This window comes from Bacillus sp. FSL K6-1145 (assembly GCF_038003425.1).
GTDB lineage: Bacteria > Bacillota > Bacilli > Bacillales > Bacillaceae > Bacillus > Bacillus pumilus.
In genome coordinates this window covers 2,906,652-2,927,871 of sequence record NZ_JBBOPC010000001.1, presented here as the reverse complement: position 1 = coordinate 2,927,871, position 21,220 = coordinate 2,906,652, and the positions used below count along the sequence as shown (strand labels likewise).

Below are 21,220 nucleotides of genomic sequence, written 5' to 3'. Positions count from 1 at the left end.
GAGTGAAAATGGATGGCTAAAAAAATGCCAGATGTTGGTGAATATAAATACGGCTTTTCTGATAAAGACGTTTCCATTTTCCGTTCAGAGCGCGGATTGACAAAAGAGATCGTTGAAGAAATTTCTCGTATGAAAGAAGAGCCTCAGTGGATGCTCGACTTTCGTTTGAAATCTCTTGAGCTCTTTTACAACATGCCGATGCCACAATGGGGCGGAGATTTAAATGCATTAAACTTTGATGAAATTACGTACTACGTAAAGCCATCAGAGCGCTCTGAGCGTTCTTGGGATGAAGTACCAGAAGAAATCAAAGAAACCTTTGATAAGCTTGGGATCCCTGAAGCAGAGCAAAAGTACTTAGCAGGTGTATCTGCTCAGTATGAATCTGAAGTTGTGTATCACAACATGAAGCAAGACCTTGAAGATCTAGGCATTGTGTTTAAAGATACAGACAGCGCATTAAAAGAGAACGAAGACATCTTCCGTGAGCACTGGGCAAAAGTCATTCCTCCGACTGACAACAAATTTGCTGCGCTTAACTCGGCTGTATGGTCTGGTGGTTCATTTATCTACGTACCGAAGGGTGTCAAAGTAGATACACCACTTCAAGCATACTTCCGTATCAACTCTGAAAACATGGGTCAGTTCGAGCGTACACTCATCATCGTTGATGAAGGCGCACATGTGCATTACGTAGAAGGCTGTACAGCACCAGTTTACACAACAAACTCACTTCACAGTGCGGTTGTTGAAATTGTCGTGAAAAAAGGCGGCTACTGCCGTTACACAACGATTCAAAACTGGGCAAACAACGTCTTCAACCTTGTCACAAAACGTACAGTATGTGAAGAGAATGCGACAATGGAATGGATTGATGGAAACATTGGTTCTAAGCTGACAATGAAATACCCAGCAGTCATCTTAAAAGGTGAAGGCGCACGTGGTATGACATTAAGTATTGCCCTAGCAGGTAAAGGTCAGCACCAAGATGCAGGTGCAAAAATGATTCACCTTGCACCAAACACATCTTCAACGATCGTATCGAAATCGATTTCCAAACAAGGCGGTAAAGTCACATACCGCGGAATCGTTCACTTCGGACGTAAAGCAGAAGGTGCACGCTCAAACATCGAGTGTGACACACTCATCATGGATAACAAATCAACATCTGATACGATCCCTTACAATGAAATCTTAAACGACAACATTTCATTAGAGCACGAAGCGAAGGTATCAAAAGTATCAGAAGAGCAGCTATTCTACTTGATGAGCCGCGGAATTTCTGAAGAAGAAGCAACAGAAATGATCGTCATGGGCTTCATCGAACCATTCACAAAAGAACTACCAATGGAATACGCCGTTGAAATGAACCGTTTGATTAAGTTTGAGATGGAAGGTTCGATTGGATAACAAATGAAACCTTTATATATCAAGGTTTTGAGTGGTTTTTATACCGTCCCAAGTTGAAATTATCTTTTAGTGTAGGAGGCGAACTTTTGAGTTCGTCTTCTTCTATTTTTTCTGTTATATCAAGATAAGTATCGGTAGGTGTTTTGATGGTTTTATGCCCAAAACGATTTGATACATAATTAAGGCTTGCACCTGATTCAAGCAGTAGAACTGCATGAGTATGCCAAAACGTGAGTCCTTTATAATCAACACCAGCTTTTTTGCAGTAACTCTACATTGGTATGATGAATATTAGAAGGTACTAAATAATGACCGTAACAATTTTGAAAGATAATGCTATCTTCATTTTTACGGAACCTTGGATTGCCTAAAAGTAATTCATTTCGCTTCATTTTGAACTTCTTTAATTCAAGTACTAAATCATAATCAATTTTGATGGTACGATATGATGAGGATTTTTTGTAATGTTGTCAATATGACATTGTTATTATCATCAAGACTTGTTTGTCTATCGTTATTTTATCGCCATTAATATCTTCCCACCTTAAGGCTAATGCTTCATTTATTCTCAAACCAGTTTTGCTTAAAAAGAGCATGAGCGTATAATAAAGCTGATAATCTGGAAAGCGCAGATGTTTATATGATTTAACTCTTCAAGGCTGGAATATTTCACTTTTTCCTTTTTCAGTGCCACAGAGTCTTTAACAGGAACCTTTAATTTATCAGCAAGGTTCTTTTCAAGTACCTCAAGTTCATTAACCGCATAATGTAAGATACTGTTCATAACTGAAAGGTATTTCAACCTCGGTAATAGCAAGAGAAAAGCAAGCTATCTTATTGAACAATTGTGATTATGTATTGGGTCAACCTTATAGGGGGTGGCATTTTTTTATTAAATTATAAGACCTATTAACAGTTTGGTCTTTATAGTAAAATAGAAATAAACGCTATTTAGAAATAGGAGATTAAAACATGGCAGAGATCAATTCAAAACATTTATATCAAGCTTTATGGAGTTCAGCAGACATTTTACGTTCCAAAATGGACGCAAGCGAATATAAAAGCTATTTATTGGGCTTAGTCTTTTACAAATATTTATCGGATAAGATGCTTATTCATGCTACATCATTACTTGAAGAACCAACAACCGACCTAGAAGTCGCACAAAAAGGCTACGCAGCGGCGTACCAAGATGAAGATGTGAAAGACGATTTACTTAGTGAATTACAATACGACTTTTCTTACACGCTTGAACCTGACTTAACCTTTACTGCACTTGTTCAAGCGATCCATAAAGGGCGATTTCAACTAGAAGATTTAGCGCAAGGTTTCCGCAATATTGAGCAATCAAGCGAAATATTTGAAAATTTATTTGAAGATGTTGATCTATACTCGAAAAAACTTGGTTCAACACCTCAGAAACAAAATCAAACGATTGCAGAAGTGATGAAAGAATTATCCGTATTAAACGTTGCAGGACATGAAGGTGACATGTTAGGTGATGCATATGAATATTTAATCGGTCAATTTGCATCGGATTCAGGTAAGAAAGCAGGCGAATTTTACACGCCACAAGCTATATCAACGCTTATGACAAGAATCGTCTTACATAGCAAAGAAAATCAAAAAGGTTTTTCAGTGTATGATCCAACAATGGGATCGGGTTCACTTCTATTAAACGTGAAAAAATTCTCTAATGAAGCCGGAACGATATCATACTTCGGACAAGAGTTAAATACGTCTACATATAACTTGGCTCGTATGAACATGATTTTGCATGGTGTAGATACTGCCAACCAACATTTGAACAATGCAGATACATTAGATCAAGACTGGCCTACCGATGAACCAACGAACTTTGATGGCGTATTAATGAACCCACCATATTCCGCTAATTGGACTGCGGAAAAAGGTTTTTTAGACGATCCACGGTTTTCAATGTACGGTGTATTAGCACCGAAATCGAAAGCAGACTTTGCTTTCTTATTACATGGCTTTTATCACTTAAAAGACAATGGTGTTATGGCGATTGTATTGCCACATGGCGTTTTATTTAGAGGAAATGCAGAAGGTAAGATTCGTAAAATCTTATTAGATAATGGCGCAATTGATACAGTGATAGGGCTACCTTCGAATATTTTCTTTAATACGTCTATCCCAACTACTGTTATCATTTTAAAGAAAAATCGTTCAACAAAAGATGTATTGTTTATTGACGCCTCAAACGATTTTGAAAAAGGTAAAAATCAAAATGTTTTAACTGATAAACATATCGACAAAATACTTGAAACATATACTCAACGTGAAAATATTGAAAAATACGCACATGTCGCTTCTTTCGATGAAATTGTTGAAAATGATTACAACTTAAATATCCCTCGCTATGTCGATACATTTGAGGAAGAAGAAGAAATTTCACTTATCGAGCTATCTGGTGCAATCCAACAAACACAACAAGAATTAAAACAAGTTGAACAAAACCTATTTGCGATGTTGAATGAATTAGAAGGTACGAATGAAGATGCTAACAAAGAACTTCAATATTATATTCAAACATTAGGGTTAAGCGGTGGTAAGAATGAGTAAGACTATGCCTGATTTGAGATTTAAATTATTCGAAAAAGCATATAAAACAGTTCCTTTAAGTGAAGTAGTCGATAAATTAAAGTCTTACTCATTATCTCGTGACGTAGAGACTGCAGAAGTTACAGGATATAAATATATACATTATGGTGATATCCATACTAAAAAAGCATCTTTAATAGATGATTCTAATATATTACCGAATATTGTAGCGAAGGATTATATCTCTTTACAAAAAGATGATTTAGTATTAGCTGATGCTTCTGAAGATTATCAAGGTATTGCGACACCTGCTTTAATACTAAATACACCTAAGCAAAAGATAATAGCAGGTCTACATACAATCGCTTTAAGACCAAAAAACAATTACAGTTCAATTTATATTTATTATCTATTACAATCTCAAAGCTTTAAGAAATTTGGATATAAAACAGGAACAGGGATGAAAGTATTTGGGATTAATTATCCTAATTTAATTAAGTTCAAAAATTTATATCCATCTTTCGAAGAACAACAAAAAATCGGCAGATTCTTCAAACAATTGGACGATACGATCGCTACGCAACAAAAACTGGTCGAACAGCAGCAACAATACAAAGAAGCTATGCTTCAGAAAATGTTCCCTCAAAAAGGAGAACGTGTGCCAAAGCTTCGATTTGAAGGATTTACTGGGGATTGGGAAATTCGTAAATTTAAAGATTTTATTTCTAAGGCTGGTAAGAAAAATAGTAGTGGAAAAGACTATATTTCATATTCTGTTAATAACAAATTAGGGTTAGTTAGACAAGGAGAACAATTTGAAGGTAGCAGACTTGATAATTTAGACAAAACAGCATACAAATTAGTAAATCCCAATGAATTTGCTTATAACCCTGCAAGAATTAATGTCGGATCCATAGGATTCAATAACTTAGGAAGTACAGTAATCGTTAGTTCCCTATATGTTGTTTTAAAAATGAGTGGAGAAATCAATAATGAATATATTTTACAATTTATTAAATCAAAAAATTTTATCAAGGAAGTCAAAAAAAATACAGAAGGAAGCGTTCGAGAGTATTTATTTTACGAGAACTTTAAAAATATAAAATTCCCATATGCTCCTAATTATAAAGAACAACAAAAAATTGGCTCTTTCTTCAAACAACTAGATGATACAATTGCTCTTCACCAGAAGAAACTTGAGGATTATCAACAGCTAAAAAAGGTATTATTAAAGCGCATGTTCGTTTAATCGTTTAAAATCGAAATGAGGTGAGCGTTTGGTTCATTCTTTTGTACCTGAATCAGAACTAGAAGATAGTTTAATTCAACAATTAATACGTGGTGAATCCCAATGGAGGTATCGTGGTGATCTACATACGGAAGATCAGTTGTGGAAAAACTTTAAAAACCAGCTCGAAAACAATAATAAAGATGTACTGAACGAGGTCCCTTTGACAGAACAAGAATTCCGTCAAATTAAAGATCAGCTTCATTTCGTGAATTTTTACGAAGCGGCGAAATGGTTAGCTGGTGAAAATGGCATTGCTAAAGTCCAAGTACAGCGAGAAGATGCTGCACTTGGTACTATTCGTTTGAAAGTATTAAATCGTGCTGATATAGCGGGCGGCATGTCCTCTTATGAAGTGATAAATCAATATCAAAGTAATAAACGTAAAAAAGAAGATCAAGAACGTCGATTTGATGTCACCCTATTAATTAATGGGTTACCGATGATTCATATTGAATTGAAGAATCGAAAGCACTCCTACATGGAAGGTTTCCGCCAAATTAAAAAGTATCTAAAAGAAGATAAGTTTACTGGTATCTTCTCGGCTGTACAAATGTTTGTCGTATCGAATGGAACAGACACCCGTTATATTGCGACTGCCCGTGACGAGAAATTGAACGAACAGTTTTTAAGTAAATGGGTAGATCGTGAAAATCAGCCGGTCAATAATTACTTAGATTTTGCTAAAGAGGTTCTCTCTATTCCGCAGGCACATAAAATGGTGACGCAATATACGGTAATTGACAGTGTGAAAAAGGCATTGATTTTACTTCGTCCTTATCAAATTCATGCAATAGAAGCAGTGAAGGAAGCTTCACGGAGACAAGAATCTGGCTATGTATGGCACACAACCGGTTCAGGAAAAACATTAACATCGTATAAAGTAGCACGCAATTTACTGCAAATTCCGTCCATACAAAAAACGATCTTTATTGTGGATCGTGTCGACTTAGATCAACAAACAACGGGTTCATTTGAATCGTATGCAGAACATGATATGATTGAGATCGATGAAACGGACAATGTGAATGATTTAATTAAGAAGTTACTGTCCCAAGATCGAAATGTTGTTGTGACAACGATTCAAAAGCTTAATCATGTTATGAAGCGATTTGAAGGAAAAGACGATACAAAGAAATCGAATATGCTCTGCCAATTGAAAATAGCATTTGTAGTCGATGAGTGTCACCGTGCGGTCTCACCTCAAAAACAGCAAGAAATTAAAGAGTTCTTTGTACGCTCGTTATGGTACGGCTTCACTGGTACACCTATTTTTGCGGAAAATGCGAAGCATGCTGTAGGCAACCTACCTCGCACAACAGAGGGGCAATACGGACGACGATTACATGAATATACGGTCAAAGAAGCTATTTACGATAAAGCGGTGCTAGGATTCCAAATTGAATACAAGAGTACTTTTTCAGAAGAAGAACTTGACGAAGCATTGATTCAATTAGACAGTGAAATTGAATTAGACGACCTCACACTTGCGGATAAAGAAGCACGTTTACCAAAACGGGTTTATGAACATGAACGTCATATGCTAGAGGTCATTCAATCAATCGTCAATAAATCCCGCAACAAACTCGGTTTTCAAAATGGTGTGGGTAAGACGTATAATGCGATTCTAACGACTTCTTCAATCGCTCAAGCACAACGCTATTATGACTTGTTTAAACGTGTAAAAGCAGGTGAAACACCCGTTCAGATTAGCGAGAAAACAAAACGTACTCTACCTGACTTCCCGAAAGTTGCGATCACTTATTCGATTTCCGAGAATGAAGAATCCTCTATCGAAAATCAAGAGAAGATGAAGGAAGCCCTTCTTGAGTACAATGAGGCCTTTAACACGAGCTACACATTGGAAACGATGCGTTCATACAATCGAAACGTCAATGACCGTTTGGCACGTAAAAAAGAGAAGTTCTTACCTAGATCAGAACAGTTGGATATTATCATTGTTGTGGATCGTTTATTAACCGGGTTTGATGCACCTTGTTTATCGACATTGTTCATTGACCGTCCTGCAATGAAACCTCATGATCTAATTCAAGCCTTTTCACGTACAAATCGTCTTTTCGATAAGTCGAAAAAATACGGGCAGGTTGTGACATTCCAAACACCCACGATTTTTGAAGAAAAAGTGAAGCAAGCGCTTTTCCTTTATTCAAATGGTGGCGAAAATGAAGTTGTTGCTCCAACGTGGGAGGAAGCACACGAGGCGTTTCTTACAGCAATTGAGGAATTACGTGAAATAGCCCCAACGCCCGAAGGAATAGACATAGAGAGCTTAAAACCAGCACAATTAAAGAAATTTGCGAAAGCATATCAAGCTTTAGATAAGGCATTTGCTAATATTCAGGTATATACTGAGTATAGTGATGCACAGCTCGGTTCAGACTATCCAATCCAACTTGACGAAATAGAAGAGTATCATGGCAAGTACGTCAATGTATTAGAGAAGCTTCGGAAGGAAAAAGAAGATAAAGACGATGTGGACGTTAATATAGAATATGAGCTGGAATCTGTAAAAACAGAAGAAATCAATTACGAATATATTTTACTTCTAATCCAATCCTTTTTACCGAATTCGCAAAATGAAAAAGCGAAACAACCGCCCACCGAAAAGACAGCGGTTGAAATTAATCAGTATCTAGCAAGGTTGAAAAAAGGAAATCCAACACTTGCTGGATTAATGGAAACTTTATGGGCGAGCATTCAAGAAAATCCGGAAGCTTATCGTGATCAACATGTATCCTCTTTATTAGAACAAATGATTCAGCAAACGATTAAGACACTCGTTGATGACTTTGCGAAAACTTGGTGGGTACAGAATGATGAATTAGCATTTATGGTAGCTAATTATAATCCAGCTCTTACTAAACAAAATGGGGAAGCCGAATTAAAAGAAACAAGTGATTACGAAGGTTATAAAGAGCATACAGACAATCCCGTAAAGCGTTTAACCTATTGGAAAACTGTCAAACAAGCTTTCGAAGAAATGATGCTACATGATATTTTACCATTGCAGAAGAGATAATTAAAACAAGGTTAGATTCAAAAAATGAGCAAATGAAAGAGAACCCACAGGATTGTAAGTTCTCTTTTCACCCTCATTCTTCCGTGCCAACACCGTGCCAAGTTGAGATTATAATCCATTCTAAACCATTTTAAGAAATGGCGTTATATCAAAGGTTTGAGCGGCATTGTTATAAATCAATTCGTGCCATTTCGAGTAGCATTAATCAAGTTCGAAATGGAAGGTTCAATCGGTTAATAATAAAAGAACGTGATATCAAACGTTTTTGGTCTTTTTGTGTTTGAAAAAAAAGATCTTACATCCCGCTAGGCGAGTAAAACGCATCAAAGGCTTTAGACAAATCGTCAGCTGCAGATGACAAGATCGTTTCTTCTTCTAAAATCGCTGTTCCTTGTGCTCGGACAATATGAAATTGTTGAAAGCCCATCAAGTTTTGGAATATTTCTTTTAGGTAATCATGTGAAAATTCCAGAGGTGTGTATCGATCGTTATTTGTGAAAATTGAGCCACTTGCTTGAAGCAAAAGTACACGATAATCGTCTGTCATCAGACCAACTGAACCATCTTCTGTATATTTAAATGTTTCTCTAGCAATCAAGATATTATCTATATAATCTTTCATACGTGAAGTCACATTAAAATTATGAACAGGTGATACAATGACGATTCGATGATGTGCTTTGAATTGAGCCAATAAAGCAGATGAAGCAGCAGCGATTTTTCCTTCGGTAGCTGTTAATGTTTGTTCAGATGCTTGCTTATCCCAAATACGTAGCAGCTGGTCTTTTTCGATACGAGGAATTTCTGTTTCATGTAAAGGTAAAATTGTTGGTTCTTCATGAGGGAATCTTTCTTTAAACTGTTCTAAAAATAGTGTTTGCAGTTTGTTTGAATAACTTTCTCGATGAGTGAAATCAGGGTGCGCGTTAATGATTAATGTTTGCATATACATGCTCCTTTTCTTTTGATAAACTGAGTATAAAATATAAAGGTGACAAAACATGTCACCTTTTTCAAAAGGAAAATCAAATGAAAAAATCAGAACGATTAAACCAAGAGCTTATTTTTTTAAGTGATAAATACTCATTTCAGTTAAAGGATTTAGAAACCGAATTTGGCATATCGAAACGTACGGCTTTGAGAGATATGGAAGAGCTAGAGTCCATGGGCTTAGCTTTTTACGTTGAAAATGGCAGACATGGAGGATATCGACTGGTGAAACAATCTCCAATGGTCCCTATTTATTTCAATACCGATGAAGTTCAAGCTATTTTTTTCGCGCTTAAAGCGCTAGACCTGGTGTCAGCCACACCTTTTAAAAAGTCCTACTCACAAATTCGGCAAAAACTGTTTGCCACAATGTCTGATGAGAGAAAACAAATGATCACAGAGACTTTGGATGTGATTCATTACTATAATGTCGCACCAGTTAGTGAACAAAATCATTTGGAATTGATTTTACAGGCGATGATGGAAGATCAAATCGTGAAGATGACGTACACGCAATATGAAAATAAAAGGATCAGGCTGCAATTTCTTGAGTTGTTTTATCGAAATGGGATTTGGTTCACCAAAGCATATGATGTTCAAAATAAAAAGTGGGGCATCTATAGATGTGACTTTATGAAGGACTTGATCATTGAAGAAGAAGGCAGAGGCACCTTTACGAAGGAAGAATTAAAAACACTGCAGCTCGAGTACGAAAAAACTTATCATGACATCTCATTTAAATGTCGATTAACGGAACAAGGAAAAGAAAAGTTTTTGAAGAATCATTACCCGAATATGAGATTGGAGATCATTGATGATACTCCATATATTATGGGTGGGTACAACCAAGAAGAATTATCGTATATGACTCACTATTTGATCTCATTTGGGAAGCATGTGAAAATTGAATACCCAGATGAATTAAAAGAGAGTTATTTGACTCAATTACAAGAAATGATTGAGCAGTATTGAAAGTGAACGGATTGTCTCTGAATCACAAACTTAACATATTAAAAAAGGCGAACTGTAGCCATTCGCCTTTTTTCTTTTACTTCGCCGCATGAAATGTATTGGTTTTCGATCTGTCATTGACCTTCCCATACGTCAGCTGACGCCAAATAAATTCCATCGGTCCATACTTAAACCTCTTTAACCAAAACGTACTGAAAAGCACAAGGAAGACATACACGCCAATAGCCATGAAGAACGTACCAGCCGGCTGAAGATGATCGACAAGCCCCGCTCCATACTTTAGAAATAGCATGGTTCCAATGATCGAGTGAAGCAAATAACAGGTCAGGGACATCCGTCCGACTTTGGTAAAGACCATCAAAGCACTTCGCAGCTGAGGAACGTGCAGAAACAGCATCGCAAGTGTACTCATATAGAACATACTGCCAGTTAATCCCCCGTTTTGTTCCAGAGCAGTGGCCATGTTCACCCAGAGTGTATGTTCAAAAGGATTGACCGCTGCTATAATCGTACTGCTTTGTGTGATGAGAAAAGCGATGGTACAAATGATCCAAATGCGATTCCAAATCGTTTTTTTCGCCTCCATGTTTTTGAAAAACGCCATTTTCACAAAATAAACACCAAGCAAAAACATGAAGAACATGGAATAGACGATTGAAAATGAGCTGGAAGCCATCGTCACCATATCTGTCCATCGGTCACCAATAGATGCTAAATAAGTCAGACTGTTGTGGCTGGTCAAATCAAAATCGGCAAAGTCCGGCTTGCCCGATGAGCCTGTACTGATGGTATGAAGCAGCATTGTGAAAAAGGGTGTGAGCAATTGAATCATAAAGAGTGTGATCAGCCAGTATCGGATGGTTTTGGCTGTACGTTTGTAAAAGAAAAGCAATAAAAAGCCAGCGACTGCATAATACGCTAAAATATCACCAATCCAAACAAAGGTGACATGCAGAAGGCCAAACCCTAAGAGAATGGTTAATCTGCGGGCAAACAGCTTGTTCGGACTGTCCACCTTCTGAGCAGCGCGGTCCATAAAAATCATAAAACCAACCCCGAATAGGAAGGAGAACAACGTAATAAATTTCCCTGAGGCGAACCAATTCACCAAGTTGTGAAAGACATCATTTGCTTCCATATCGAACCCCTTCGCCGAATCAACGATCAAAAAGTAATTCACCAGAATAATTCCCATTAAGGCAAATCCCCGTACGATGTCTAAGAAATGAACCCGATCCTTCAAACTCATCGCGTGTTCTACTTTGTTTGCATTCATATCCATGCTCCTTTTCTTGTTATGATAAATGTCATTCGGATCAATCCATCGATCCTTACAATGAATCAATATACGTCCCAATTCTTAACAATTTATGAAGATCCAATTTTTTGAAAATTAATGTGACAAATTGATGGAAGATGGTCAAATTCATAAACTGTTAAGATTTCTGCTGTATCTTTTCACATAGCTAGATGATATATAGTAAAGACATAAAAGAAAGTACATCACGTATCATGAGGTGAGAGAAACATGACGCATCGAATATTAGTCGTAGAAGATGATCAGGATATTGGAGACCTTTTGCAGGAATCCCTTACACGTGCTGGATATGAGGTGCAAAGAGCGATGAATGGCGAGCAAGCATTGAAGTTTGCGGACGATTCGCTCGATTTGGTGATTTTGGATGTGATGATGCCAGGCATATCAGGCATCGAAACGTGCCGGCAAATGAGAGCCTCTTCTAACGTCCCGATTCTATTTCTAACAGCTAAATCAAGTACATTCGATAAAACCGAAGGCTTACTTGCCGGCGGGGATGATTATATGACAAAACCCTTTTCACAAGAGGAGCTTCATGCTAGAGTCATTGCACAATTACGCAGGTACACCGTCTATCAGGAAAAGAAGGAACAGGAAGAAACGTTTCTTGTTGGGGGCAAGCTAAGGGTGAGCGAAGAATTTAATGAAGTGTGGAAAGAAAATCAACAAATCAAGCTATCTGATTTAGAATACCGTATGTTGAAGCTGCTCATGAGCAGGCGAAACAAAATCTTTTCAGCCCAAAATATTTATGAGAGTGTATGGGGACAGCCTTATTTCTATTGTTCCAACAATACGGTGATGGTGCATATTCGAAAGCTGCGTGCCAAAATTGAAGATGATCCTGCACGTCCTGTATATATCAAAACAGAATGGGGAAGAGGATACCGATTTGGCACATCGTAAATATACACTAGCCAAAAAGCTAGCACTATTGATTTTGACAGCTACGGTCGTGAGTGGACTTGTCTTTTTGACGCTGCAAAAGATCACCGATGACCTCATTGACGGATATTTGAGTTCGGACGAGTATTACGAGGCGGAGTCAGCCAGATATATTCAAAAATTCAGCCGCTATGTGTCTGAGCATGAGCTGTCTTCTACAGATCGACAAGCGTTTGGTGAGTGGGTGAAAAAAGAGAATTACATTAATTTGACCATCTTCAAGGATGAAGTGCTGCAATATGACTCCATCTATTCGTCTGCTGATGAATCGGCGTATGGAAAAGAAAAGGTGACCCAGTACGCTGAGCATCATTCGTATCCAGTTCAGTTTAGCGATGGTGAAGGCCGGGTTATGGTGGATGGTTTCTATTCGTCTCGTTACCACGATCTCGCCTTTACACTCGAGCTGCTTGGGGCGACGCTTATTTTTCTCCTCATTGTTCTGCTTGGCATTCGCAAAAGTTTACGCTACCTGCAAACGATTCACCAAGACATTCATATTCTTGAAGGCGGCGAGCTGGCTTACGAGATGACGGTGAAAGGGCATGATGAATTAGCGATGATTGCCAAAAGTATTGAGGATCTTCGTAAAGCTTTTCTGGACAAGCTTCAAGCCATCGATGAGCTGCAAGAAGAGAGCCGCAACTTAGTTACTGAAATGTCGCACGATATGAGAACACCGCTGACATCGCTAATGATGAATTTAGAGTTTGCGAAAAAAGAGGTTGCTGGGACGGATACACGTAAAGATCAATATATAGCAAGTGCTTATGAAAAAGCACTGCAATTGAAAAATCTGTCCGATAATCTGTTTGCCTATTTTCTGCTTGATAAAGAACATGAACCTGAGCTTGAGACCGTTGCAGTCAAAGAGGTCATTTACGATCTCCTATCAGATCAGGTGGCGATCTTGCAGCAAGAGACATTCAAGGTTCATCTTTTAGGAGAGCTGCCTGACAGCTATATCAACGTGAATGTCGAGGAGCTGGGCCGAGTGTTTGATAATCTAATGTCGAACATACTAAAATACGCCGATCCGAAAAAAGACATCAATCTCACGTGTCTATCCGATCAAGAAATCTTTGAGATCCATGTCAGCAATGCGATAAAAGAGACAAATGACACGCAGGAAAGCACTGGACTTGGTGAACGAAGCATTAAACGAATGATGTCCCGCATGCACGGGCAGTTTGAGAAGATGGAAAAGAACGGCGTTTACTACACCGTGCTGCGATTCTGGCACATCAAAATATAGATGACAAATGAATAATATGGAATGGAGAGACAATCTCATGAAACGATTCAACAATTTCCAAAAGGTACCCGATCTCTTGCAAGGTCTGCTGAATATTTGTCTATTCTTTCTAGCCCTTGCTTTAAGCGTTCTCTTAATTAGTGAAACGTGGTATATTGTCCAATTTGTCTACAAGAATGTGGTCAACAAAGGAGAAAGCTATTATGAAATGCTTGGTGAGCTGCTGATCTTCTTTATGTACTTTGAGTTTATTGCCTTAATTATTAAGTACTTTAAATCAAACTTTCATTTTCCGCTTCGCTATTTTATTTATATTGGCATCACAGCCGTCATCCGTTTGATTATCATCGATCATAAAGAGGCTGTGTCGACCTTCTGGTGGGCGCTGACCATTCTAGCCATGACCGTTGCACTCTTTATCGCCAGTAAACGACATGCGGTTCAGGAGCATGAAGAAGTGAAGTGAGGGGAGAAGACGAACGGTTGCCGTTCGTCTTTTTTTTGTTTGATCGAGGTGGCTCACTCATCGTATTGCACACCTCTATAAACATCACGCTAACGCTTGCTTACAGGATTTTTTGAGAGCTCTGAAAAAGTGCTTAACATGAAAGAAAATTTAAATCTAATCTTGAAATAATACTCAATGTTGAGTATTGTGTAAATAGATATTGAATAGGAGGAGTCTGATGACGGACTTATATATATTAGGATTAATATCGATGAAACCGATGTCAGGGTATGATGTTGAGCAGAATTTAAAAAATACAATGGTCGATAGATGGGGAGGAATTCTAGTTGGCTCAATCTATTATGCGCTAAATAAATTAGAAAAAGGAAACTATATAAAAGTTTGTGAAACTAGGACGGTAGGGAAAAAGAGTACTAAAATTTACAAAATTACAGAAATTGGAAAAGAACACAAGAAAGAATGTGTGATGAAATGTCTTGTAGAATCTCAAAATACTTATCCAACTCAACTTTTTGCTGGACTAATGTTTGCTGACGAAATTGAAAAACAAGAAGCTGTTAAATCATTAAATATTCAAATTGAAGCGCAAAAAAGACATTTAGCAGAAATAAAAAAGGGTGAAGAAGAAAAAGAGAAACAAATGAATCTACCTCCTTTAACAAGACTAACGTTTGATTACATTTATGAAATGGAAGAAATGAAAATGAAGTATCTTTATGAAGCTATTCATTTAATTAAGACGAGGGAGTTAACCGATGAATAAAATCGATCATATTGTTATCAATGTTGATGAGAAATATCAAAAAGACAAAAAAATGATAGATATGATACAACAAAATGGTTTTCCGTATGCACCTAAAAAAGGTAAAAGAACAAAAGGCTTTAAAATAAGCAATCTTTGGATTGGAAAGGAGTATCTTGAATTAGTGAATATAACACAGAAGGATGGCGGTGGCTGGAAAAAAGATTGGACAGAGTTGTATAATCGAGGCACAAGAGGAGCAATATGCTTAATGATTGATGTATCAGATATTGATTATTTACATCAATCGCTTTTAGACAAAGCATTTGATGTACAAACGCCAGAAAGAATCGAATATAAATTATTTGGACTACTTAAAATTTCATCACGATGGAGAAACATGTACTTACCTTATTTTGAAAAAGAGGCCTTTCAAATTGGATTTCAGCAATTAGATAACGAAGATATTTCTGAAAAATTTCAAAAGAAAATGATCCCCAATAGTATCAGTTATAAGATAATGGGGATGACCAAAATTATAATTAATGGCAAGTGGACTGAATTAGACTACAATATGATTGAGAATACCTTTCGTAATACTCAAAAAGAAGGCAATGCATTAAAAATAAAACTTAATAATGGAAGCGATATAATTTTTGTTAAAAACAATGATTTTTCCCTTTACGTAGAAATGGATAATCACAGTTTTCAATCTAAGTCTATAACAAAAATAGAAAATGTATATTTAGTAAACAATTAGATTCAATACATATAGATAATCATAAAAAAATGATTGTTTTTCTGAAATTCATCAGCATATGGCTTATTGTTGTGACCGCCGGGTGAAATGAACATCATTAACTGGAAAAAAGCATGTTATCATATCTAGTGAAAAAGTATCTCATTCTGCTCAGCGGTCACAATAATATGTATAAAGAGAATGGTGATATTTTTCTTTATTAAAATGCTAAAAAGTCATAGTGGGTAATAATAAATTCATTACTTGCTACTTAAAAGTTGGTATACAATAGGACAATAAATAAGAACGATATCAATGGATTTGTTCATGAAGAATTATCGTTGAATGCGGACTTAGAAATTGATGCTGAAAATTAAAAAAGCTTTATAGAAATATTGTCATTGCACTGCCCAAAAAAGCATGAAAAGCTATGAAATAAATTACGTCTTTCCTATACCCGAAGCATAAAAAGCGTTAAAACAAATTGTTGCCATTATTCAAAACAAGACCTTTCCTTTGCGGGATATTACTTAATAGAATGTAGTCATGAGAATGGCCAGTATCGCTTGCCATTCTCGTTTCTGTTTGAAGGAGCGAAAAAATTGACAGACACGAAGACAGAACCATTTTCATTTACAAGTATGCAGCAGGCAGCTCCTGTTCATATTCCAGAAAGACAATTCATGTCATCACACGACGGCACAAGCCTTGCGTATTATCCGTTTTTAGCAGAAAAAAAGAACGTGGCAAATGTCATCTTGATCCATGGTGGAGGCGCTCACAGCCTAGCTGGTTACGAGCATATCGCCTATACGCTGCAACATGATTTTCATGTGAATACGTTTTTAATCGATTTAAGAGGTCACGGCTATTCTGATGGAAAAAAGGGTGATACACCTAGTGTCACAGATGTGTGGCACGATATTTCGCAGTTTGTGAATATGGTCAAACAGCAGCATAAAGGAGCTGTTTATCTTTGCGGGCATTCATCTGGAGCGGGATTACTGCTAAACTACCTATCTTGGCCGAAAAAAAGAGAAGTAGACGGGTACTTTTTTATTGCCCCTGAATTTGGCTATAAATCAGGCACTGCGAGCCCTAATCAAATCCCATTTGCAACCGTTCAAGTATGGAAATTCGTTCTGTCTGCCATGACAAAAGGATTGCTGATGAGTCATTCTGAAGCCGTTCGTTTTCACTATCCAATATGGGCAGTCGAGCAGGATCCGCTTTTGTTGACAGCCATCACCGTCAATCTAGCACTTGCCTTAACCCCATCTGCACCTAAAAAACAATTTGCGATGATGGATCGGCCATATGCGATGTTAGTAGGAAGTGAGGATGAGCTGTATGATATAGAAAAATTTCCTGCCTATCATGAGCTGCCCGATGAAACGATCAGAAAACAATCAGTCTATGAAGTGATGGATGGACATACCCATTTGTCGGTGTTACTAGAAGCGGGAAAACAGATTGGAAGGACCATCCAAATGTGGAATCGTTCTATTTAGTATGAACAACTAGTCAACACTCTCCCTTTTTCTTAAAAATTTACATTGACACCATCCTTTTCTATGATAAAATCATAGTGTGATAATGAGAATCGTTATCAAACGATATGACTACATATAGAATGGATAGGTGAGGTACATGTTCAAAAAATCTTTTTGGTCGCTATTAGTTGTGCTCTCCATCGTTTTACTTGCAGCTTGCGGCAGCAATAGCAGTGAAGGCAAGTCAGCTAATAAAGAAAAAACAAGAACCGTTGAAAGCGCTATCGGTTCAACTGACAATATTAAGGATAAACCAAAGCGTATTGTGACGCTGTACCAAGGAGCAACAGATGCAGCAGTCGCGATGGGCATTAAACCAGTGGGTGTTGTAGAATCTTGGCTTGAAGCACCTACGTATAAATATTTAAGAGATGATTTAAAGGATGTCAAAATTGTTGGACAGGAAATACAGCCAAACTTAGAGGAAATTGAAAAACTTAACCCAGACTTGATCATTGCATCAAAAGTCCGCCACGAGCAAATTTTTGATCAACTGCAAGAAATCGCTCCAACTGTTGCAACAGAAACAGTGTTCACATTTAAAGATACAGTGAAATTAATGGGTGAAGCGTTAAACCAGCAAGACAAATCAAAAGAATTGCTAACGAAGTGGGATGACCGCGTCGCTGACTTCAAAGAAAAAGCGAAAAAAGACATCAAAAACTGGCCAATGAGTGTGTCTGTAGTGAACTTCCGTGCAGATCATGCTAGAATCTATCAAACTGGATTCGCAGGGTCAATTTTAACAGAGCTAGGCTTTGAAGGACCTAAGAATGTCAAAGATAAAAAGCAAGACATCATTACACTGACAGACAAAGAGAGCATTCCGCAAATGGATGCAGATGTCATCTATTACTTCATGGATGATCAGGATAAAGCCGTTGAAAAAGCTTATAAAGAGTGGACGAGTCATCCTTTATGGAAGCAGCTTGACGCAGTGAAAGCGAAACAAGTGCATAAAGTGGATGAAATCACTTGGAACATGGGCGGCGGTATTATCGCTGCAAACATGATGCTTGATGATATTGATGATCGTCTCGGAATTGATAAATAAGGATAACAGAGGAGAAAATGTGAAAAACCATTTTCTCCTTTTTCCATAACAGATTGAAAGCGGGAATCAGATGAGAAGTTTATTAAAAAAGGATTCGAGCAAGGCGCTGCTGTTTGCTGGATTCGTCGTATTGATGGTGGTCTTTTTTATACTCAGCATTTCTCTTGGGCAAACCTCGATTTCCCTCAAAGCCACCATCCATGCGTTTCTTCATTTTGATGAATCGGATCCAAACAGTGTCATTGTCATGACATCCAGATTATCAAGAGCTTTAATTGCAACAGTTGTTGGATCAAGTCTAGCGATTTCAGGTGCACTGATGCAGGCATTAACGAGAAATCCGCTTGCAGCGCCAGATTTGTTAGGAATTAATGCAGGTGGACTATTTTTTATCGTCATTTCAATTGTTTTCTTTTCAACAGAGTCATTAACAGGCTATATGTGGACAGCCTTTCTAGGTGCGGCAATTGCAGGGATGCTCGTTTTTCTCTTGGGCTCCATTGGAAGAGATGGATTGACACCGGTCAAAATTGTCCTTGCAGGTGCGGCGATATCTGCACTGTTTGCGTCCTTTACACAAGGTCTTTTAATCGTGAATGAACAGTCGATTCAAAGCATCCTGTTTTGGATGGCGGGTTCAGTTTCTGGAAGAAGCATTGATATGCTGCTGCCTGTTTTGCCTTATATTTTAGGTGCGACAGTTGTGGCGCTGCTTCTTGGACGCTCCATCAATGTCCTTTTGTCAGGAGATGATATTGCGAAGGGACTTGGTCAACGTACGCTGGCGCTGAAAATCACGATGGGAGTTCTCGTCGTCTTTTTAGCGGGTGGTTCCGTCGCTGTCGCAGGATCGATTGGATTTGTTGGTTTTCTAGTGCCGCATATTGTGAAAAAGCTTGTCGGACCTGACCACCGCTGGGTACTGCCGTATTGTGCCGTAGTGGGGGCGTCGCTTTTACTTGTCGCAGACCTTGCGGCTCGTTTTCTGATCATGCCGCAGGAAGTACCGATTGGTGTCATGACGGCGGTAGCAGGAGCGCCTCTATTTGTTTATCTCGTGCGCAAGGGGTTGAAGACAGGTGGCTAAAACATATACAGTGCGTTCAAAGGGCGGGCGCATTTCATTTCAATTTTCAAAGCGGACGTTTTTGATTTTACTTTTATTGACGGCCATTGCTTTTGGGTTATTTATTCTCAGTCTCTGTATGGGCAGCCGATTTATTTCGCCTGTGGATGTGCTTCTTCATATAATCGGTCAGGGAGAGGGAAATACCTTTGTGCTCAATACACTGAGGATTCCAAGAACACTGCTGGCTGTCTTAGTAGGGGCCGCACTTGCGGTATCAGGGCTTATTTTGCAAGGATTAATCCGCAATCCGCTTGCATCGCCTGACATCATTGGGATTACGAGTGGTGCTTCGTTCGGTGCGATTATGTTTATTGTCTTTTGGATGGGCACTGTGCCTATTGCATATCAATCCTTATGGGCGATTGCAGGTGCGTTTGCTGTCTCGTGTCTGATTTATTTGCTTTCATGGAAAAAAGGGGTCAAGCCGATCACACTTGTCCTAATGGGCATTGGGATTTCTGCCATTATGAAGGCGTGTGTGACGTTTACTCTTGTTCTTAGTGATACGATGACAACGACAAAATCATATATCTGGCTGACAGGCAGTTTATATGGTTCTACGATGAAGGACGTCACGTCGATGCTTCCTTGGATCATGATCATTTTACCGATTGTCATGGTGTTAGCAAGAACGATGAATGTGAAGGAGCTTGGAGATGATCTTGCAACAGGTCTCGGGGTAAAAGTGCAGGCAAAACGGTTATTCTTTCTGCTGATGAGTGTGACATTGGCAGGGATTTCCGTTGCCTTTGCTGGCGGTATTGAATTTGTTGGACTGATGGCGCCGCATGTTGCACGGATGATCATCGGCCGTTCCTTCATTGCGCTGGTCCCGGCATCTGCGCTTGTTGGAAGTATTCTCGTGATGCTCGCAGATTTAGTCGCTAGAACGGCTTTTCTACCGTTAGATGTACCAGCAGGTGTATTCACAGCTGCAATTGGGGCACCGTTCTTTATTTATTTGTTATACCAGCAGAGAAATCGATAAACGAAAGATGGAGGTTTTGATATGAGGCCAGAGTGGGTTGAGAGAGAATTACTTGATTTCGGGGTACACATCACAAATGGACCAATGACATCTGATCGCACACTTGCTGCGCTTTTTTCAGAAGCATCTGTCCTGCGTTTATTAGAGGCTGAAAAGGAAGCTATGCATGCACCGAATTTAGCTGTAGCGGCGTCAATGTTTTCAAAGCGTTATGCCTACTTAGCGGTCAGTTCCTCTTTGTACATGATGACGCTGTATGACGGTGTTTATCAGTTTCCACCAGAGGCATGTGTCTTTAGAGAGGATCGGAAAATCGAAATTGATGAGTCATTGTGTTCGTTTGTTCCATTAGAAGGAGATCGGAATGAATGGAGAGAGCAGGTTGTGCATGCGCTGTTTACGGAGTGTGTCACACCTCTTTTAGATGTACTGAAGCGTACGTCAAGACTTCCGTATACCATTTTGTGGGAAAATATAGCAGTTCGCATCAATTCTCTTTATCGCAGCATGATGCGAGAGGCTGAAGACCCTGCGGTGAAGCAGCGCGTGCGAGAGGATTATCTGTATCTGAAGCAAGCAACTGGTGATGTATTTGGAGCAAAACAAAATCCATTTCATCACAGCTTAAACTTAGATGACAGTTTACTAGAAACATCCAACCGAAAGACTTGCTGTATGTATTATAAGCTCGAGAAAAAATCTGAGAGTCTCGATTATTGTCTTGTCTGTCCGCTAAAATAAAAAAACACCTTATACTGAAGGT

General features: G+C 38.4%; 17 protein-coding genes. 15 read left to right on the top strand and 2 right to left on the bottom strand.

Translation table 11 applies throughout. From position 1 onward, the window contains the following. The first annotated feature begins 12 nt into the window (after positions 1-12). From sufB to MHH41_RS14915, 4 genes are all read left to right on the top strand, one after another. Entirely contained in the window at positions 13-1,410 is a 1,398-nt protein-coding gene (gene sufB / locus MHH41_RS14930; RefSeq protein WP_003213112.1) for a Fe-S cluster assembly protein SufB, read from the top strand. A gap of 972 nt (positions 1,411-2,382) precedes the next feature. Next, positions 2,383-3,996, top strand: coding sequence for a type I restriction-modification system subunit M (locus MHH41_RS14925; RefSeq protein ID WP_340866514.1), 1,614 nt, complete (start codon positions 2,383-2,385; stop codon positions 3,994-3,996). Next, a complete protein-coding gene (locus MHH41_RS14920; protein WP_340866513.1) occupies positions 3,989-5,224 on the top strand; it encodes a restriction endonuclease subunit S in 1,236 nt (411 codons plus the stop codon). The genes MHH41_RS14925 and MHH41_RS14920 overlap by 8 nt, the downstream gene beginning before the upstream one ends. A gap of 28 nt (positions 5,225-5,252) precedes the next feature. After that, positions 5,253-8,303 (top strand): type I restriction endonuclease subunit R, encoded by a 3,051-nt coding sequence (locus MHH41_RS14915; RefSeq protein WP_340866512.1) that lies wholly within the window; start codon positions 5,253-5,255, stop codon positions 8,301-8,303. Between the two features lie 295 nt (positions 8,304-8,598). On the opposite strand, the gene MHH41_RS14910 is transcribed toward MHH41_RS14915, so the two are convergent. Further along, positions 8,599-9,249 (bottom strand): FMN-dependent NADH-azoreductase, encoded by a 651-nt coding sequence (locus MHH41_RS14910; RefSeq protein WP_340866511.1) that lies wholly within the window; start codon positions 9,247-9,249, stop codon positions 8,599-8,601. Between the two features lie 83 nt (positions 9,250-9,332). Between MHH41_RS14910 and MHH41_RS14905 the strand changes: the two genes are divergently transcribed. Then, positions 9,333-10,265: a helix-turn-helix transcriptional regulator gene (locus tag MHH41_RS14905; protein ID WP_106029290.1), complete on the top strand. Its 933-nt coding sequence runs from the start codon at positions 9,333-9,335 to the stop codon at positions 10,263-10,265. 76 nt (positions 10,266-10,341) lie between these two features. On the opposite strand, the gene MHH41_RS14900 is transcribed toward MHH41_RS14905, so the two are convergent. Then, the gene (locus MHH41_RS14900; RefSeq protein ID WP_340866510.1) at positions 10,342-11,541 is read right to left on the bottom strand and encodes a DUF418 domain-containing protein; all 1,200 of its coding nucleotides are present in this window, start codon (positions 11,539-11,541) and stop codon (positions 10,342-10,344) included. 252 nt (positions 11,542-11,793) lie between these two features. Here MHH41_RS14900 and MHH41_RS14895 point away from each other — a divergent pair, with 252 nt between their 5' ends. The 10 genes from MHH41_RS14895 (at position 11,794) to MHH41_RS14850 (ending at position 21,198) form a co-directional block, all read left to right on the top strand. Next, complete coding sequence (locus MHH41_RS14895) at positions 11,794-12,489, top strand: response regulator transcription factor (protein ID WP_050944081.1); 696 nt, start codon at positions 11,794-11,796, stop codon at positions 12,487-12,489. After that, the gene (locus MHH41_RS14890) at positions 12,476-13,783 is read left to right on the top strand and encodes a HAMP domain-containing sensor histidine kinase (RefSeq protein WP_340866509.1); all 1,308 of its coding nucleotides are present in this window, start codon (positions 12,476-12,478) and stop codon (positions 13,781-13,783) included. Before MHH41_RS14895 ends, MHH41_RS14890 begins: the two co-directional genes overlap by 14 nt. A 37-nt stretch (positions 13,784-13,820) precedes the next feature. Further along, positions 13,821-14,249 (top strand): phosphate-starvation-inducible protein PsiE, encoded by a 429-nt coding sequence (psiE, locus tag MHH41_RS14885; RefSeq protein ID WP_003212694.1) that lies wholly within the window; start codon positions 13,821-13,823, stop codon positions 14,247-14,249. 220 nt (positions 14,250-14,469) lie between these two features. Further along, entirely contained in the window at positions 14,470-15,015 is a 546-nt protein-coding gene (locus MHH41_RS14880) for a PadR family transcriptional regulator (protein WP_340866508.1), read from the top strand. Then, a complete protein-coding gene (locus tag MHH41_RS14875) occupies positions 15,008-15,754 on the top strand; it encodes a transporter (RefSeq protein ID WP_340866507.1) in 747 nt (248 codons plus the stop codon). Before MHH41_RS14880 ends, MHH41_RS14875 begins: the two co-directional genes overlap by 8 nt. A gap of 581 nt (positions 15,755-16,335) precedes the next feature. Beyond that, positions 16,336-17,244, top strand: a complete 909-nt coding sequence (locus tag MHH41_RS14870; protein WP_340866506.1) for an alpha/beta fold hydrolase — start codon at positions 16,336-16,338, stop codon at positions 17,242-17,244. A 139-nt stretch (positions 17,245-17,383) separates the two neighbouring features. Then, positions 17,384-18,340, top strand: coding sequence for an ABC transporter substrate-binding protein (locus MHH41_RS14865; RefSeq protein WP_226803994.1), 957 nt, complete (start codon positions 17,384-17,386; stop codon positions 18,338-18,340). A 70-nt stretch (positions 18,341-18,410) separates the two neighbouring features. Then, positions 18,411-19,427: a FecCD family ABC transporter permease gene (locus MHH41_RS14860; protein ID WP_003213394.1), complete on the top strand. Its 1,017-nt coding sequence runs from the start codon at positions 18,411-18,413 to the stop codon at positions 19,425-19,427. Continuing rightward, the gene (locus MHH41_RS14855; protein WP_340866505.1) at positions 19,420-20,457 is read left to right on the top strand and encodes a FecCD family ABC transporter permease; all 1,038 of its coding nucleotides are present in this window, start codon (positions 19,420-19,422) and stop codon (positions 20,455-20,457) included. The genes MHH41_RS14860 and MHH41_RS14855 overlap by 8 nt, the downstream gene beginning before the upstream one ends. Before the next feature lie 21 nt (positions 20,458-20,478). Beyond that, positions 20,479-21,198 (top strand): IucA/IucC family C-terminal-domain containing protein, encoded by a 720-nt coding sequence (locus MHH41_RS14850; RefSeq protein ID WP_340866504.1) that lies wholly within the window; start codon positions 20,479-20,481, stop codon positions 21,196-21,198. Positions 21,199-21,220 lie beyond the last annotated feature (22 nt).

What these genes read in the sequence shown, in the direction of transcription:
- MHH41_RS14900 (WP_340866510.1), bottom strand. Translation starts at nt 11,541, where the DNA reads ATGAATGCAAACAAAGTAGAACACGCGATGAGTTTGAAGGATCGGGTT.
- MHH41_RS14880 (WP_340866508.1), top strand. Translation starts at nt 14,470, where the DNA reads ATGACGGACTTATATATATTAGGATTAATATCGATGAAACCGATGTCA.
- MHH41_RS14850 (WP_340866504.1), top strand. Translation starts at nt 20,479, where the DNA reads ATGAGGCCAGAGTGGGTTGAGAGAGAATTACTTGATTTCGGGGTACAC.
- MHH41_RS14905 (WP_106029290.1), top strand. Translation starts at nt 9,333, where the DNA reads ATGAAAAAATCAGAACGATTAAACCAAGAGCTTATTTTTTTAAGTGAT.
- MHH41_RS14920 (WP_340866513.1), top strand. Translation starts at nt 3,989, where the DNA reads ATGAGTAAGACTATGCCTGATTTGAGATTTAAATTATTCGAAAAAGCA.
- MHH41_RS14865 (WP_226803994.1), top strand. Translation starts at nt 17,384, where the DNA reads ATGTTCAAAAAATCTTTTTGGTCGCTATTAGTTGTGCTCTCCATCGTT.
- MHH41_RS14910 (WP_340866511.1), bottom strand. Translation starts at nt 9,249, where the DNA reads ATGCAAACATTAATCATTAACGCGCACCCTGATTTCACTCATCGAGAA.
- MHH41_RS14895 (WP_050944081.1), top strand. Translation starts at nt 11,794, where the DNA reads ATGACGCATCGAATATTAGTCGTAGAAGATGATCAGGATATTGGAGAC.
- psiE (WP_003212694.1), top strand. Translation starts at nt 13,821, where the DNA reads ATGAAACGATTCAACAATTTCCAAAAGGTACCCGATCTCTTGCAAGGT.
- MHH41_RS14860 (WP_003213394.1), top strand. Translation starts at nt 18,411, where the DNA reads ATGAGAAGTTTATTAAAAAAGGATTCGAGCAAGGCGCTGCTGTTTGCT.
- MHH41_RS14875 (WP_340866507.1), top strand. Translation starts at nt 15,008, where the DNA reads ATGAATAAAATCGATCATATTGTTATCAATGTTGATGAGAAATATCAA.
- sufB (WP_003213112.1), top strand. Translation starts at nt 13, where the DNA reads ATGGCTAAAAAAATGCCAGATGTTGGTGAATATAAATACGGCTTTTCT.
- MHH41_RS14925 (WP_340866514.1), top strand. Translation starts at nt 2,383, where the DNA reads ATGGCAGAGATCAATTCAAAACATTTATATCAAGCTTTATGGAGTTCA.